Here is a 12,607-nt window from a genome sequence, read left to right as displayed (position 1 = left end):
GCGTCTGTGTGGCGGCATTCTACAGAGGAGCGCGGGGCTGTCAACCGTTGTAACGAAAAAAATGCTTTTTGTTCAATCGGTTAGCGGAGTCCTGCAACCGCTTGATCGTCTGCGACCCCGGCTGCACGGGCATCTGCGCACTAATTCAGTGGATGCGTTTCGCTTTTGACCATTCACTTTTCAGACATTTCCTGCTGACAAGCCAGTGTTGCAAGTGCGGCATTCGGGCATGAGTGAGATACTGCATCACCTTCTTCCGTACGTCCGCACGCTATGCAGCAGCGCAAAATCATCCACGTCGACTGTGATTGCTTCTACGCCGCCATCGAAATGCGCGACGACCCGCGGCTGGCAGGCAAACCATTGGCAGTGGGCGGCTCGGCTGATCGGCGCGGCGTCATTGCCACCTGCAACTATGAGGCGCGCGCCTACGGGGTACGTTCGGCGATGTCATCGCGCCATGCGCTGACGCTGTGCCCGGACCTGACCATCGTCAAGCCCCGGTTCGATGCCTATAAAGAAGCGTCGAAAGAAATCCACGTGATTTTCCGCGAATACACCGACTTGATTGAGCCTCTATCGCTCGATGAGGCCTATCTGGACGTTTCCCAAAGCGAACACTTTGCCGGCAGCGCCACGCGTATCGCCCAGGACATTCGCCGGCGAGTGTCCAATCAGCTGCATATCACGGTCTCGGCGGGGGTCGCCCCGAACAAGTTTCTGGCCAAGATCGCCAGCGACTGGAAAAAACCGAATGGTCTGTTCGTGATCACACCGGATCAGGTGGAGGCGTTTGTGGCCGACCTCCCGGTGTCGAAATTACACGGCGTTGGCAAAGTCACGGCTGACCGCCTGGGCAAGCAGGGCATCAATACCTGCGCCGATCTGCGGCAGTGGAACCGGTTGGCGCTGGTCCGCGAGTTCGGGTCATTTGGTGAAAGGTTGTGGAGCCTGGCCCACGGCATCGACGACCGGCCGGTGCAGAACGACAGTCGCCGGCAATCGGTCAGTGTCGAAAACACCTACGACACCGATCTGCCCGATCTGGCCAGCTGTGTGGAGAAGCTGCCGGCGCTGATCGAGACGTTATCGGAGCGCATCGAGCGCATGGACACTCAATACCGCCCGGGCAAGCCGTTCGTGAAGGTGAAATTTCACGATTTCACCCAGACCACGTTGGAGCAGGCGGGGGCAGGGTGGGATCTGGGCAGTTACACGCAACTGCTGACTCAAGCGTTTGCCCGTGGCGGCAAGCCGGTGCGACTGCTGGGGGTGGGCGTGCGATTGCTGGACTTGCGCGGTGCCCACGAGCAGTTGGAGCTGTTTTCCCATTGATGCAGCGTCTGGCCGCCTGGCAATTCGCCTGCGGCCACGCTGATGCAAAAACGCTTACTCGGCAGAGGCCGGCACCGCCACCAAGCGGCCCGCGTCTTTGGCAAGGGACCGGAGAAACTCGTGCTGCAGCTGAGGATCGTTGCGGGTCATTTCGATCAGGGTCTGTTCCAACTCACTCGCTTCTTCCTCAAGCCCCAGGTCGGACAGGCGCTTGACGCGATGCACCCACTGGCTCACCTCATCATCCTCCAGATCATCGTAGATAAGCCCATGCGCTTCGATCAATTTGCCTCGCAGTGATTTACTCAGCGGCAAGGAGGCATTGGTGTGCACGGTGGCCTGCTCGTCTTCCACCCGCAGGTTCAACTGGGTGACACGGCTCAGGTCCTGTTCGGCAAAGGGGCTGTCCAGCAGGTTGATGCGCAGGACACCGTTGCGATCAGTGGTCAGTTCATGGGTCTGGTTGCCCGCATTGACCTCCACCGGGCTTTCGCTCCATGGCAGGCTGGTGTGCTCCACGCGATGGTCATGCTGCACTTCATCGATCCCGGCCAGGTTCTGCTGCGCGCGGCCGTGGGAAGGGACGTTCATGAACGGGTTGAGGCCGGCCACGCCGTAGCTGATCCAGTCCTTGGTGATGCTGTCCGGCAGGCTGCCGAACGTCAGGACGTTCACAATGTTTGCGCCGACGCCCGCAACAACCGTGACGGCGCCCAGCGGAATCTCGTAGATTTCGCGCCAGGGCTGGTAGGGCGTGTAGCGATCGTAGTGACGGGTGACTTCGAACTCGGTGACGTCGAAGGTTTTTAATTCTTGAATACGCACGCGACGTTGCGGCAGCTCCAGGGTCTTGGGCTCGCCGACGTCGACTTGCAGGCTGTGTTCGAGCAGTTTTCGCTCGATGCGCTCTTCGTGCTCGCTGCGCTGGGACAGGTTATTGGCGCAACCGCTGATCAGCAGTGTGCCGCACAGCGTGGCGCTTGCGAGGCTTAAGGAACTTCGCTTGTACATGAGATCTCTGGCAGCAGATGAGGCGCAGACGCCTGGACAAGCGTCGAGGCTCAAGAGGGCGCGCCCGCTACGGCGAGCGCGCCCCAGGATTCAGCGGTTCAGACGGCCCTGAATAAAGGACAGCACATCCGCCACAGGCAGGGCCTGGGCTTCTGGTTCGGTGCGGCTCTTGTATTCCAGATTGCCCTCGGCCAGGCCACGGTCACTGACCACGATCCGATGCGGAATGCCGATCAGTTCCATGTCAGCGAACTTGATGCCGGGGCTGACCTTTTTGTCGCGGTCATCGAGCAGGACGTCGAAGCCGGCAGCCGTCAGTTCGGCGTACAGCTTGTCCGTCGCTTCACGCACGGCCTCGGTTTCATAACGCAGTGGCACCAACGCAATCTGGAACGGCGCCAGGGCGTCACTCCAGATAATGCCGTTGGCATCGTTGTTCTGCTCGATGGCTGCGGCCACGACGCGGGAAACGCCGATGCCGTAGCAACCCATGGTCAACAAGACCGGCTTGCCGTTCTCACCCAGCACCTGGCACTTCATCGCTTCGCTGTACTTGGTGCCCAGCTGGAAGATGTGGCCCACTTCGATGCCGCGCTTGATGACCAGCGTGCCCTTGCCGTCGGGGCTTGGGTCGCCTGCAACCACGTTACGCAGATCGGCAACGGTCGGTACGGGCAGATCACGCTCCCAGTTCACGCCGAAGTAGTGTTTGTCATCGATGTTTGCGCCGATGCCGAAATCGCTCATCAGTTCGACCGAGCGGTCGATGATGCACGGCAGGGGCAGGTTCAGCGGACCCAGGGAACCGGCACCGGCGCCAATGGCGTCGCGCAGTTCGGCTTCGCTGGCCATGACCAGCGGGTTGGCGACCTGCTCAAGGTTTGCGGCCTTGATTTCGTTCAGTTCGTGATCGCCCCGAATGATCAGCGCAATCAGCTTGCCTTCTTCGGCCGCGTGAACGACCAGCGTTTTCACGGTTTTTTCGATCGGCAGGCCGAACTCTTCGACCAGTGCTGCGATGGTCTTGGCGTTTGGCGTGTCCACCAGGCGCATGTCTTCAGTGGCCGGGGCGCGTTGGGTTTCCAGCGGCACGGCTTCGGCTTTTTCAATGTTGGCGGCGTAGTCGGACGTATCGCTGAACACGATATCGTCTTCACCGGACTCGGCCAGCACGTGGAACTCGTGGGAACCGGCCCCGCCGATGGAACCGTTGTCTGCTTCCACCGGGCGGAAGTTCAGGCCCAGGCGGGTGAAAACGTTGCAGTACGCCTGGTGCATGCGATCGTAGGTTTCCTGCAGGGAATCCTGAGTCGTATGGAAGGAGTAGGCGTCCTTCATGATGAACTCGCGGCCGCGCATCAAGCCGAAACGGGGGCGGATTTCATCACGGAATTTGGTCTGGATCTGGTACATGTTGATCGGCAGCTGCTTGTAGCTGTTCAGCTCGTTGCGCGCCAGATCGGTAATGACCTCTTCGTGGGTCGGGCCCGCGCAGAACTCGCGATCATGTCGGTCTTTCAGGCGCAGCAGTTCAGGGCCGTATTGTTCCCAGCGACCTGATTCCTGCCACAGCTCAGCCGGTTGTATGCCAGGCATCAATACTTCCAGGGCACCGGCGGCGTTCATTTCCTCCCGCACCACTGCCTCGACCTTGCGCAATACCCGCAGGCCCATGGGTAGCCACGTATAGAGGCCGGAAGCCAGTTTACGAATCATGCCCGCCCGCAGCATCAGCTGATGGCTGATCACAACCGCGTCGGAAGGCGTTTCTTTCTGTGTAGCAAGCAAATATTGACTGGTACGCATGGTAGGCCGTTGTCGGTTGCAGGGACTGGAAATGACCCGGCATTGTACGGCGGTGGTCCGGGCGAGTACAGGGTGAGGGGAGCGTTGCAAGCAGGCGGGAAGTGCTTTTCAGCGGGAATGAAAAAGCCCGGCACGAGGCCGGGCTTTTATACAACGAGTGTCAGACGTTTCGATTACAGAACCGAGATCGGGTAGTCGACGATCAGACGGAACTCTTTGATATCGCCTTCAGCCTGATCGGCGTTGGCGGTGTGGAACGCTTGGCGGATGCGGAACGACAGGTCTTTTGCCGGGCCAGTCTGAACTACATATTTGGCTTCGATGTTGGTTTCGTGGTGCTTGCCGTCAGAACCGTAGCCGTAAGCGCGGTACGGGCTATCAGCAGCCATCTTGGAACCGTCGATGTCTCTACCGGTGATGAAACGGGTCATGAAGCTCAGACCCGGTACGCCGTAGGTGGCCATGTTCAGGTCGTAACGCGCCTGCAAGGATTTCTCACCAGGACCGTTGAAGTCAGAATACTGAATCGAGTTCGCGAGGAAGATCGAGTCGCCGCCTTTGTTATCGTCGCCGATACCAATGTAGTCAAACGGGGTGTCACCGTTCACCTTCTGGAAGGCGACGGTCAGCGTATGAGCCGCCAGGAAAGAGTAAGCAGCGGACAGCGAGTACGTATTGTTGCTGATCTCGCCAGCGCGTTTGCTGCCGGTATCCTGCGTGTTGTAGTAGTTGAAGTCGAAAGCCAGGGACTGGTCATCGGTCAACGGCAGCGCGTAGTTTATGTTGCTGTAGTACTGATTCCAGACATCTTCGAGTTTGCCGTAGTAGAACGCCACACCCAGGTTGTCATTGACCGCGTATTTACCACCACCAAAGGTAGCGGACTTGGCAGTCACGTTAGCGTATTGGGCCCAGATCTCGCCATTACGATTGGTTTCATCCTGGCTGGTGCCTGAGGTGAAGCGACCGGCTTCAACATCCAGCCCCTTGATCTCGCTGCTCTGCAAGCTCACGCCGGTAGAAGTTTGTGGCAACAGACGGGAACCGCCGACTGCGTATACCGGGTTGGCCGGCTGCATGTCGCCGATTTTCAATTCGGTTTTCGAAATACGGAACTTGGCGGCAGCACCGGCTTTGCCGAAACTGTCGTGGTTATCGCCGTCGCTATCAGTGGAGAGGTTGCCCGAACCCGAATAGTGGTTTTGACCATCGAGCTTGAAGCCTGCGTAGCCAAAGGCATCAACGCCAACGCCGATCAGGCCCTGGGTGTAACCGGAGCTGTAATTACCCCAGAAACCTTGAGTCCAGTCTTTATCGTCTACGCCTTCGTTTTTCTTGTCGCGGTTGAAATAGTAGTTACGAGCCTTGAGATCCAGATGGCTGTCTTCTACAAAACCCTTGGCTTCAGATTGGTCGCTTACGAAAGCTGCCGCTGTTGCCAGTTGCGTGCTGGCGGCGGTAACTGCCAGTGCGATTGCGCTCCACTTCATCACTCTCATCGTGACTTTGCTCCTTTGGTTTTTAAGAAGAGTACTGCCGTCCCACCTGTTTTTTTATCTGGGAGGCTCTTTCTTTTTTGTGTCCGCGAAATTTATATGACGCGGACATTATTGGCGATAGTGACCCACCTATCCTTTTCAAATTCTTTACGGCCATGTCGCTGGCCGGCGCTGTCCATGTCGCTGTTGAACAGCTCTCAACATTTAAAAACGTATGACTGCCTCAGGTTTGTCGAAGGTTGAAGCCACTCCGCAGTGGTTTGATATCGCCCTTCAAGAAGCCTTTGGAAAGCGTGCCCGTTGTTACCTTGATGGCCGGTGCCATGATCCTCTTGGACCTGCGCCGTGTTGCTCCTGTGAGTGATATAGCAACAACCGTGCTCAAAGTTCGCACTCACGTGAAAAAAAAGTGAAAGGACGATTAAAATTCACAGGTTCACGCCCTAATTCACTGTTTTTAATGGATAAAATAATTTTCAGAAACCTCGCTTCACACGCTGTGTTGCAGCAGGCTAAGCCACGGACATGTCACCTTCGTTACCCGTTTCCTGCTGCAAGTGGGTAAATCGCGGATACGACGTGTAGACAGTGTCGGGTGAGTGAGTCGTTTTGGTGCGCTGGCCAGCAGAAATGCCTGATGTTGGGACTCTAGTACCCGTTTTCCTTAGCGCTGGAAATATCAGGCGCGCTATCCAGAGATCACATAAAGGCAAAGCACTTGATATGCGGCGTATTAAGCGAATGCACGCCCCGTTTTAAAGGGGCTCTCGGTCCGTCGCGGGTCTTCGCATGTTGGGTCATATCAGTGCGTAGTCCTCAAAAGCGTCCAATGCTGGTGCGTGGTAACTGTCTGATAAGCAACAGCGATCGAGCAAAGTGCTCGTAACGCCGCCCCTCTGCGTGATTCGGGGGCCTATCCCGCGTATCCTGCTCGGCATTATGAGTCTGGGTTTCAAAGCACTGAGCCTGACGCGCCCACGGTTGCCAGGAGTTGCCTATGTTTGTCTTAGATTCTCGGTTGATGCAGGACACGTTGGTTGTGGGAGATTTCCCGCTGTGCCGACTGCTGCTGTCGAATGACTCAAATTATCCCTGGTTTATTTTGGTGCCGCGGCGCGCGGATATTTCCGAAGTGTTTCAGCTGCCCGAAGTCGATCAGCTTCAGCTGTGGAGAGAGGCGACGCTGCTGTCCGGTCTGGTCAATGCCGCGTTCAATGCCGACAAGGTAAACGTCGCCGCGCTGGGCAACGTCGTCAGCCAGTTGCACATGCACGTCATCGTCCGTTACCGCACGGATGCAGCCTGGCCGGCGCCGGTCTGGGGCAAACACCCCGCCACGCCTTATACAGAAGACGGCATTGCCGCTGTGCTTGAGCAGTTGAAAGCGGTGTTACCGGATGATTTCGCCTTTACGCAGGAACACGTATGAACGTTGATGATCGCGTCACAGAGCTGGAGACACGACTGGCGTTTCAGGACGACACGATTCAGGCGCTGAACGATGTGTTGGTGGTGCAACAACGCACAATGGAGAGGCTGCAGCGGCAGGTTGCAGCGTTGATCAAGCGTCAGGATGAAATGGGTGGGCAATTCGAAGCGTCTGAGGAAGACGCCCCACCTCCTCATTATTAAGCGGCTGTCAGACACAAAAAAACCGCGCCTGATTGAGGGCGCGGTTTTTTTTGGAGCCAGAAATGATCAGCGGCGAGGTAATGCCGCAATCACGTCTTCGGCCTGCAGGCCTTTATCGCGGTTCATCACGGAAAACTCTACGCGCTGGCCTTCGACCAACACCCGGTGACCTTCTCCGCGAATGGCGCGGAAATGCACAAAGATGTCATCGCCGGAGTCGCGCGAGATGAAGCCAAACCCTTTGGAGGTGTTGAACCACTTCACCGTGCCGGTATCGCGGTTACCCAAATCCTGGCTCTGGGCAGCAGGAGAGGGCGATGACTTGTAGAAGCTGACCGCCAGATGCAGGGCTACTGCAATGACAACGGCAATCAGGCTGACCAGAATGGCCGGTTGGCCAGCGATCGTTTCCAACGGTATCAACAGAATCATGATTTGAAGAACAACAGCAAGGATCAGCAGCGCGCTGACCAGGTTTTGCAGCTGGTGACGTGGTCCTCTGTTCCAATAGGGGATCACTGGGGCAAGCAACAGATTGAGCAGGCCGAAGAAGGCCAGATACAACGCATCAGGTTGAGACAGGTAGGACGCCAGGGCTTCGCTACGCAGGCCAGGTATGAATGACAGCAGCAGGGCAGCAGCGCCCGTTAGCAGGTGGACTATTTTCAACATTTTGACTAACTCACATTAAGACGGATCACGAGGAAATAGCTGATGACCTTCGGTACGCTTCTGAAAATGGAAGGCGTGATGCACTCGGATCGACTCAGCCTATGCGCTATAGCCGTCAGGCATTTGGATAGCGGCACCCGGTGTATTTAACAGCAAAGCCGAGAGCTACTCAAATCAAGTGCTTAGCTCGGTTGGATGCAGGCGCAGGTGGCCCTTTGACTTGTTTTTGGCGATGCACCGCGGACGTTGATTCCAGAGGGCTTGGCCGGGATGCCGACGCTGGGCAAAGAGTGTTTACCTGCCGATTCGGGGCGTAGGGGGCGGATCGTCACGGCCATGGCTGCTTTTACGTCGCATTCCGGGCCGTTGAGGCTGCACGGGCGGCTCGCTCTTGATAGAGTGGACGGGATCTTCATGCTCAACACCATCAAATAAAGGGGAAGAAACATGGCAATCGACATTGGTATCAGCGAAGAAGATCGTAAATCGATCGTGGACGGACTTTCGCGTCTGCTGGCTGATACTTACGTGCTGTACCTCAAAACCCATAACTTTCACTGGAACGTCAGTGGCCCGATGTTCCGTACGTTGCATCTGATGTTTGAAGAGCAATATAACGAACTTGCGCTGGCCGTGGATTCGATTGCCGAACGTATTCGTGCGCTGGGCTTTCCTGCGCCGGGGACGTATTCAACATATGCTCGTCTTTCGACCATCAAAGAAGAAGAAGGCGTGCCTGGCGCAGAAGACATGATCCGCTCTTTGGTCAGTGGCCAAGAGGCCGTGGTTCGCACGGCTCGCGGTATCTTCCCGTTGTTGGACAAAGTCAGTGACGAGCCGACGGCCGACCTGCTGACCCAACGCATGCAGGTGCACGAAAAAACTGCCTGGATGCTGCGCTCCATGCTCGAAACAAAGTAATGCGGCGGGCGAGCGGCGAATCATTCGTCGCTCGCCGTCTCTGATTGCCGCCGTTGCCCGCTCCCGGGCCTACTCGCCTCATCCGTCGCCTCCGTGGCCCCGTCGCTTCATATCGCCAGGCAATGCCAAGGCTCACCTTGGTGCACATTTAAAAAATTATCCGTTCTATGATGTTTAATAAAGTAGGCTGGTTCAGGTGTGTTCTCTTTATAAGTATTAAGCGTGGAAACAATAAATAATTACCACCTTTCTGATCATATGCTAATGGTCTTAAGTCCACTCCCGAGATTCCTCTTGTAAAAGTGGTTGTGTCCTACAGCACTTATGCGTTGTACCCGCTGGATAAATGATCCTGAACAAGGCTTGATAGAGGCGTATCTATTTGTGTAGATCAACCTGGTATTTGAATTAAGTTCTTGAAGAAGGGAGGCGTCATGGGTCGAGGATCAGCTCGAGAAAACGGGGATCTAGGTGCCGGAATCAGCATCAGCAGTGATCCCTTTGTTGAAGACTTCGATATGGAGCTTGCGCAGCCTCATTCACGCTCTGTGAGGTTGAACGGTCTGGCAACCTGTTTGCGGCTGGAAGAGGTTTATTGGAATATTCTGGCGGAAATCGCCCGGCTTAATTGCTGTTCCGTCAATTCTGTTCTGTCCTATGTCGACAGAGAGGTGCACCTGAGGCATGGAGGGGTCAAGAATTTCAGCGGTTTGATTCGTGTCGTATGCGTGGCCCATGTGCTCAAGACCGATGGCTTGCAGCTATCGAAAGCGTGATCCTGATTGATTCAAATTTCGCGGGCTCGCTTTCGGCGGGCTTGCACCTTGCGCGTTGTCCTGCTCGCGTAAGCAGACTGCGCGATGGGTCGTCTTCATTGCGATCCATCTGCGCGGCTGCACAGCCTTGATTAACCCTATATAATCCCCCGCCTTACTCTGGAAGGCAGGTCCAGACCGCTGGGTTGATCTGCATGCCAAGGCTCTCGCACCGCTGCCCGCCAGGGCTGACGGGAGCTCCACCGAATTCCGAATTACGAGAAGTGAAAACACGATCATGATGCGCAGCCATTATTGCGGCCAACTCAATGAGAGCCTGGAAGGTCAAGAAATCACTCTGTGCGGCTGGGTCCACCGCCGTCGCGACCACGGAGGTGTGATTTTCCTCGACATTCGCGATCGCGAAGGTCTGGCTCAGGTGGTGTTCGATCCGGATCGTGCTGATACCTTCGCCGCCGCCGATCGCGTCCGTAGTGAATACGTCGTCAAGGTGACGGGCAAGGTTCGTGCGCGACCTGCAGGGGCTGGCAACGCAAACATGGCCTCCGGCGCCATCGAGGTGCTGGGTTACGAGCTCGAAGTGCTGAATGAATCGGAAACCCCGCCGTTCCCGTTGAATGAATACTCCGATGTCGGTGAAGAAACCCGTCTGCGCTATCGTTTCATTGATTTGCGCCGCCCGGAAATGGCTGAAAAGCTGCGTTTGCGCTCACGGATCACGTCCAGCATCCGTGGCTTCCTCGACAGCAACGGTTTCCTGGATGTTGAAACCCCGATCCTGACCCGCGCCACGCCTGAAGGCGCACGTGATTACCTGGTGCCCAGCCGTACTCACGCAGGCAGCTTCTTCGCCCTGCCGCAGTCGCCGCAACTGTTCAAGCAGCTGCTGATGGTGGCCGGCTTCGACCGCTATTATCAAATTGCCAAGTGCTTCCGCGACGAAGACCTACGTGCCGACCGTCAGCCTGAATTCACTCAGATCGACATCGAAACCAGCTTCATGAACGAAACCGAAATCATGGGTGTCACCGAAACCATGATTCGCAAGCTGTTCAAGGAAGTGCTGGACCTGGAATTTGCCGACTTCCCGCACATGACCTTCGAAGAAGCCATGCGCCGCTTCGGTTCCGACAAGCCGGACCTGCGTAACCCACTGGAACTGGTTGACGTGGCCGATCAGCTCAAGGATGTCGAGTTCAAGGTCTTCAGTGGTCCGGCCAACGATCCTAAGTGCCGTGTGACCGCCTTGCGGGTACCGGGCGGCGCGAGCATGCCGCGCAGCAAGATCGACGACTACACCAAGTTCGTTGGCATCTACGGTGCCAAGGGCCTTGCCTACATCAAGGTCAACGAGCGCGCCAAAGGTGTTGAAGGTCTTCAGTCCCCGATCGTCAAGAACATCCCGGAAGCCAGCCTGAACGTGATCCTTGATCGTGTTGGCGCGGTTGACGGCGATATCGTGTTCTTCGGCGCTGACAGATTCAAAGTCGTCAGCGAGGCACTGGGTGCGTTGCGGATCAAGGTCGGCAACGATCTGAACCTGCACACCTGTGAGTGGGCGCCGATGTGGGTTGTCGATTTCCCGATGTTCGAAGAAAACGAAGACGGCAGCTTCTCGGCCCTGCACCACCCGTTCACCGCGCCCAAGTGCTCCCCTGAAGAGCTGGAGGCCAACCCTGCTACGGCGTTGTCCCGTGCCTACGACATGGTGCTCAACGGCACCGAGTTGGGCGGCGGTTCGATCCGTATCCATCGCAAGGAAATGCAGCAGGCCGTCTTCCGCCTGTTGGGCATCTCCGAAGCGGAGCAACAGGAGAAGTTCGGCTTCCTGCTCGACGCCCTGAAATACGGTGCGCCACCGCACGGTGGTCTGGCGTTTGGTCTGGACCGTCTGGTGATGCTGATGACCGGCGCTCAGTCGATTCGTGAAGTCATTGCCTTCCCGAAAACCCAGAGTGCTGCGGACGTCATGACCCAGGCACCGGGCGCCGTCGACGCCAAGGCGCTGCGCGAACTGCATATCCGTTTGCGCGAACAGCCAAAGGCCGAGTAAGCCGGGGAGGGCGCAGCGGCGGGATGCTGTGCCCTTTCCCTGATTTCTGCATCGTTGCGTCAGTAAGGCGCCTTCGCTTGAGTGATCATGTCGCGGGCGTTCGTGTTTCAAGGTTTGGAGCGTGTTATGGCTGGTCATTCCAAGTGGGCGAACATCAAGCACCGCAAAGAGCGGCAGGACGCCAAGAAAGGCAAGATTTTCACCAAATGGATCCGTGAGTTGACCGTTGCTGCGCGCCAAGGCGGCGGTGATCCAGCTTCCAATCCTCGTCTGCGCCTGGCGCTGGACAAGGCCTTGGGCGCGAACATGACCCGCGACACGATAGACCGCGCGGTAGCGCGCGGCGTGGGTGCCGATGAAGGCAACGACGTCGAAGAGCTCGGTTATGAAGGTTACGGCCCGGGCGGCGTGGCGGTCATGGTGGAAACCATGACAGACAACCGCAACCGTACCGCTGCCGCTGTTCGCCACGCGTTCAGCAAGTGTGGCGGCAATCTGGGCACTGATGGGTCGGTGGCTTACCTGTTCGAGCGCAAGGGGCAGATTTCGTTTGCCGCCGGCGTCGATGAAGATTCGCTCACCGAAGCCGCCATGGACGCGGATGCTGACGACATTGTCACCAATGAAGACGGGTCACTTGACGTGTTCACGTCGTTTGCGGGCTTCTACTCGGTACGCAACGCTATTGAAGCGGCAGGGTTCAACGCCGTCGATGCGGAAATCGTCATGCAGCCCACCACCAGTGCGGTGCTTGATCTTGAAATGGCTGAAAAGGTGCTCAAGCTGATCGACATGCTTGAAGACCTGGACGACGTCCAGAACGTTTATTCCAATGCTGAAATTCCGGACGATGTGCTGGAGCAGCTTGGCTGACAGTGTTTTGTCAGGAATTTGAAGCCGGA

Annotated in this window: 11 protein-coding genes and 1 pseudogene; 7 read left to right on the top strand and 5 right to left on the bottom strand. The window is 56.9% G+C overall.

Annotation, left to right across the window (positions count from 1 at the left end; genetic code table 11):
- Positions 1 to 273 precede the first annotated feature (273 nt).
- A complete protein-coding gene (dinB, locus tag ABQX22_RS00990) occupies positions 274 to 1,335 on the top strand; it encodes a DNA polymerase IV (protein ID WP_349795592.1) in 1,062 nt (353 codons plus the stop codon).
- 54 nt (positions 1,336 to 1,389) lie between these two features.
- On the opposite strand, the gene ABQX22_RS00985 is transcribed toward dinB, so the two are convergent.
- The 3 genes from ABQX22_RS00985 to ABQX22_RS00975 form a co-directional block, all read right to left on the bottom strand.
- Positions 1,390 to 2,346: a hypothetical protein gene (locus tag ABQX22_RS00985; RefSeq protein ID WP_349795591.1), complete on the bottom strand. Its 957-nt coding sequence runs from the start codon at positions 2,344 to 2,346 to the stop codon at positions 1,390 to 1,392.
- 90 nt (positions 2,347 to 2,436) lie between these two features.
- Positions 2,437 to 4,152 carry a proline--tRNA ligase gene (locus tag ABQX22_RS00980; protein ID WP_349795590.1) on the bottom strand — a complete coding sequence of 572 codons (1,716 nt, stop codon included), beginning with the start codon at positions 4,150 to 4,152 and terminating at the stop codon, positions 2,437 to 2,439.
- A 173-nt stretch (positions 4,153 to 4,325) separates the two neighbouring features.
- Positions 4,326 to 5,642, bottom strand: coding sequence for an OprD family porin (locus tag ABQX22_RS00975; RefSeq protein ID WP_349795589.1), 1,317 nt, complete (start codon positions 5,640 to 5,642; stop codon positions 4,326 to 4,328).
- Between the two features lie 1,030 nt (positions 5,643 to 6,672).
- Between ABQX22_RS00975 and ABQX22_RS00970 the strand changes: the two genes are divergently transcribed.
- Together ABQX22_RS00970 and ABQX22_RS00965 are read left to right on the top strand one after the other, a co-directional pair.
- On the top strand, positions 6,673 to 7,080 hold the full coding sequence (locus ABQX22_RS00970; RefSeq protein WP_441005226.1) for an HIT domain-containing protein: 408 nt from the start codon (positions 6,673 to 6,675) through the stop codon (positions 7,078 to 7,080).
- On the top strand, positions 7,077 to 7,283 hold the full coding sequence (locus ABQX22_RS00965) for a SlyX family protein (protein WP_349795587.1): 207 nt from the start codon (positions 7,077 to 7,079) through the stop codon (positions 7,281 to 7,283). Before ABQX22_RS00970 ends, ABQX22_RS00965 begins: the two co-directional genes overlap by 4 nt.
- Before the next feature lie 66 nt (positions 7,284 to 7,349).
- Here ABQX22_RS00965 and ABQX22_RS00960 read toward each other — a convergent pair whose 3' ends face one another.
- Positions 7,350 to 7,571 carry a cold shock domain-containing protein gene (locus ABQX22_RS00960; protein ID WP_004667445.1) on the bottom strand — a complete coding sequence of 74 codons (222 nt, stop codon included), beginning with the start codon at positions 7,569 to 7,571 and terminating at the stop codon, positions 7,350 to 7,352.
- Positions 7,572 to 7,631: 60 nt separating this feature from the next.
- Positions 7,632 to 7,955: pseudogene (locus ABQX22_RS00955) on the bottom strand (cold shock domain-containing protein membrane protein); the annotation flags it as partial.
- Between the two features lie 447 nt (positions 7,956 to 8,402).
- Between ABQX22_RS00955 and ABQX22_RS00950 the strand changes: the two are divergent.
- From ABQX22_RS00950 to ABQX22_RS00935, 4 genes are all read left to right on the top strand, one after another.
- Positions 8,403 to 8,876, top strand: coding sequence for a Dps family protein (locus ABQX22_RS00950; protein ID WP_349795586.1), 474 nt, complete (start codon positions 8,403 to 8,405; stop codon positions 8,874 to 8,876).
- Between the two features lie 434 nt (positions 8,877 to 9,310).
- Positions 9,311 to 9,652 (top strand): ribbon-helix-helix domain-containing protein, encoded by a 342-nt coding sequence (locus ABQX22_RS00945; RefSeq protein ID WP_349795584.1) that lies wholly within the window; start codon positions 9,311 to 9,313, stop codon positions 9,650 to 9,652.
- Positions 9,653 to 9,932: 280 nt separating this feature from the next.
- Positions 9,933 to 11,705: an aspartate--tRNA ligase gene (gene aspS / locus ABQX22_RS00940; RefSeq protein ID WP_349796421.1), complete on the top strand. Its 1,773-nt coding sequence runs from the start codon at positions 9,933 to 9,935 to the stop codon at positions 11,703 to 11,705.
- A 126-nt stretch (positions 11,706 to 11,831) separates the two neighbouring features.
- Complete coding sequence (locus ABQX22_RS00935) at positions 11,832 to 12,578, top strand: YebC/PmpR family DNA-binding transcriptional regulator (RefSeq protein WP_349795582.1); 747 nt, start codon at positions 11,832 to 11,834, stop codon at positions 12,576 to 12,578.
- Positions 12,579 to 12,607: the final 29 nt, after the last annotated feature.

The sequence above is a fragment of the Xanthomonas sp. WHRI 1810A genome (assembly GCF_040202885.1).
GTDB lineage: Bacteria > Pseudomonadota > Gammaproteobacteria > Pseudomonadales > Pseudomonadaceae > Aquipseudomonas.
The sequence above is the reverse complement of the archived record's forward strand: the minus strand, read 5'-3'. Positions and strand labels throughout refer to the sequence as shown.

Excerpts from the sequence above, each read along its gene's own strand:
- dinB (WP_349795592.1), top strand. The coding sequence starts at position 274 with ATGCAGCAGCGCAAAATCATCCACGTCGACTGTGATTGCTTCTACGCC.
- ABQX22_RS00985 (WP_349795591.1), bottom strand. The coding sequence starts at position 2,346 with ATGTACAAGCGAAGTTCCTTAAGCCTCGCAAGCGCCACGCTGTGCGGC.
- ABQX22_RS00980 (WP_349795590.1), bottom strand. The coding sequence starts at position 4,152 with ATGCGTACCAGTCAATATTTGCTTGCTACACAGAAAGAAACGCCTTCC.
- ABQX22_RS00975 (WP_349795589.1), bottom strand. The coding sequence starts at position 5,642 with ATGAAGTGGAGCGCAATCGCACTGGCAGTTACCGCCGCCAGCACGCAA.
- ABQX22_RS00970 (WP_441005226.1), top strand. The coding sequence starts at position 6,673 with ATGCAGGACACGTTGGTTGTGGGAGATTTCCCGCTGTGCCGACTGCTG.
- ABQX22_RS00965 (WP_349795587.1), top strand. The coding sequence starts at position 7,077 with ATGAACGTTGATGATCGCGTCACAGAGCTGGAGACACGACTGGCGTTT.
- ABQX22_RS00950 (WP_349795586.1), top strand. The coding sequence starts at position 8,403 with ATGGCAATCGACATTGGTATCAGCGAAGAAGATCGTAAATCGATCGTG.
- ABQX22_RS00945 (WP_349795584.1), top strand. The coding sequence starts at position 9,311 with ATGGGTCGAGGATCAGCTCGAGAAAACGGGGATCTAGGTGCCGGAATC.
- aspS (WP_349796421.1), top strand. The coding sequence starts at position 9,933 with ATGCGCAGCCATTATTGCGGCCAACTCAATGAGAGCCTGGAAGGTCAA.
- ABQX22_RS00935 (WP_349795582.1), top strand. The coding sequence starts at position 11,832 with ATGGCTGGTCATTCCAAGTGGGCGAACATCAAGCACCGCAAAGAGCGG.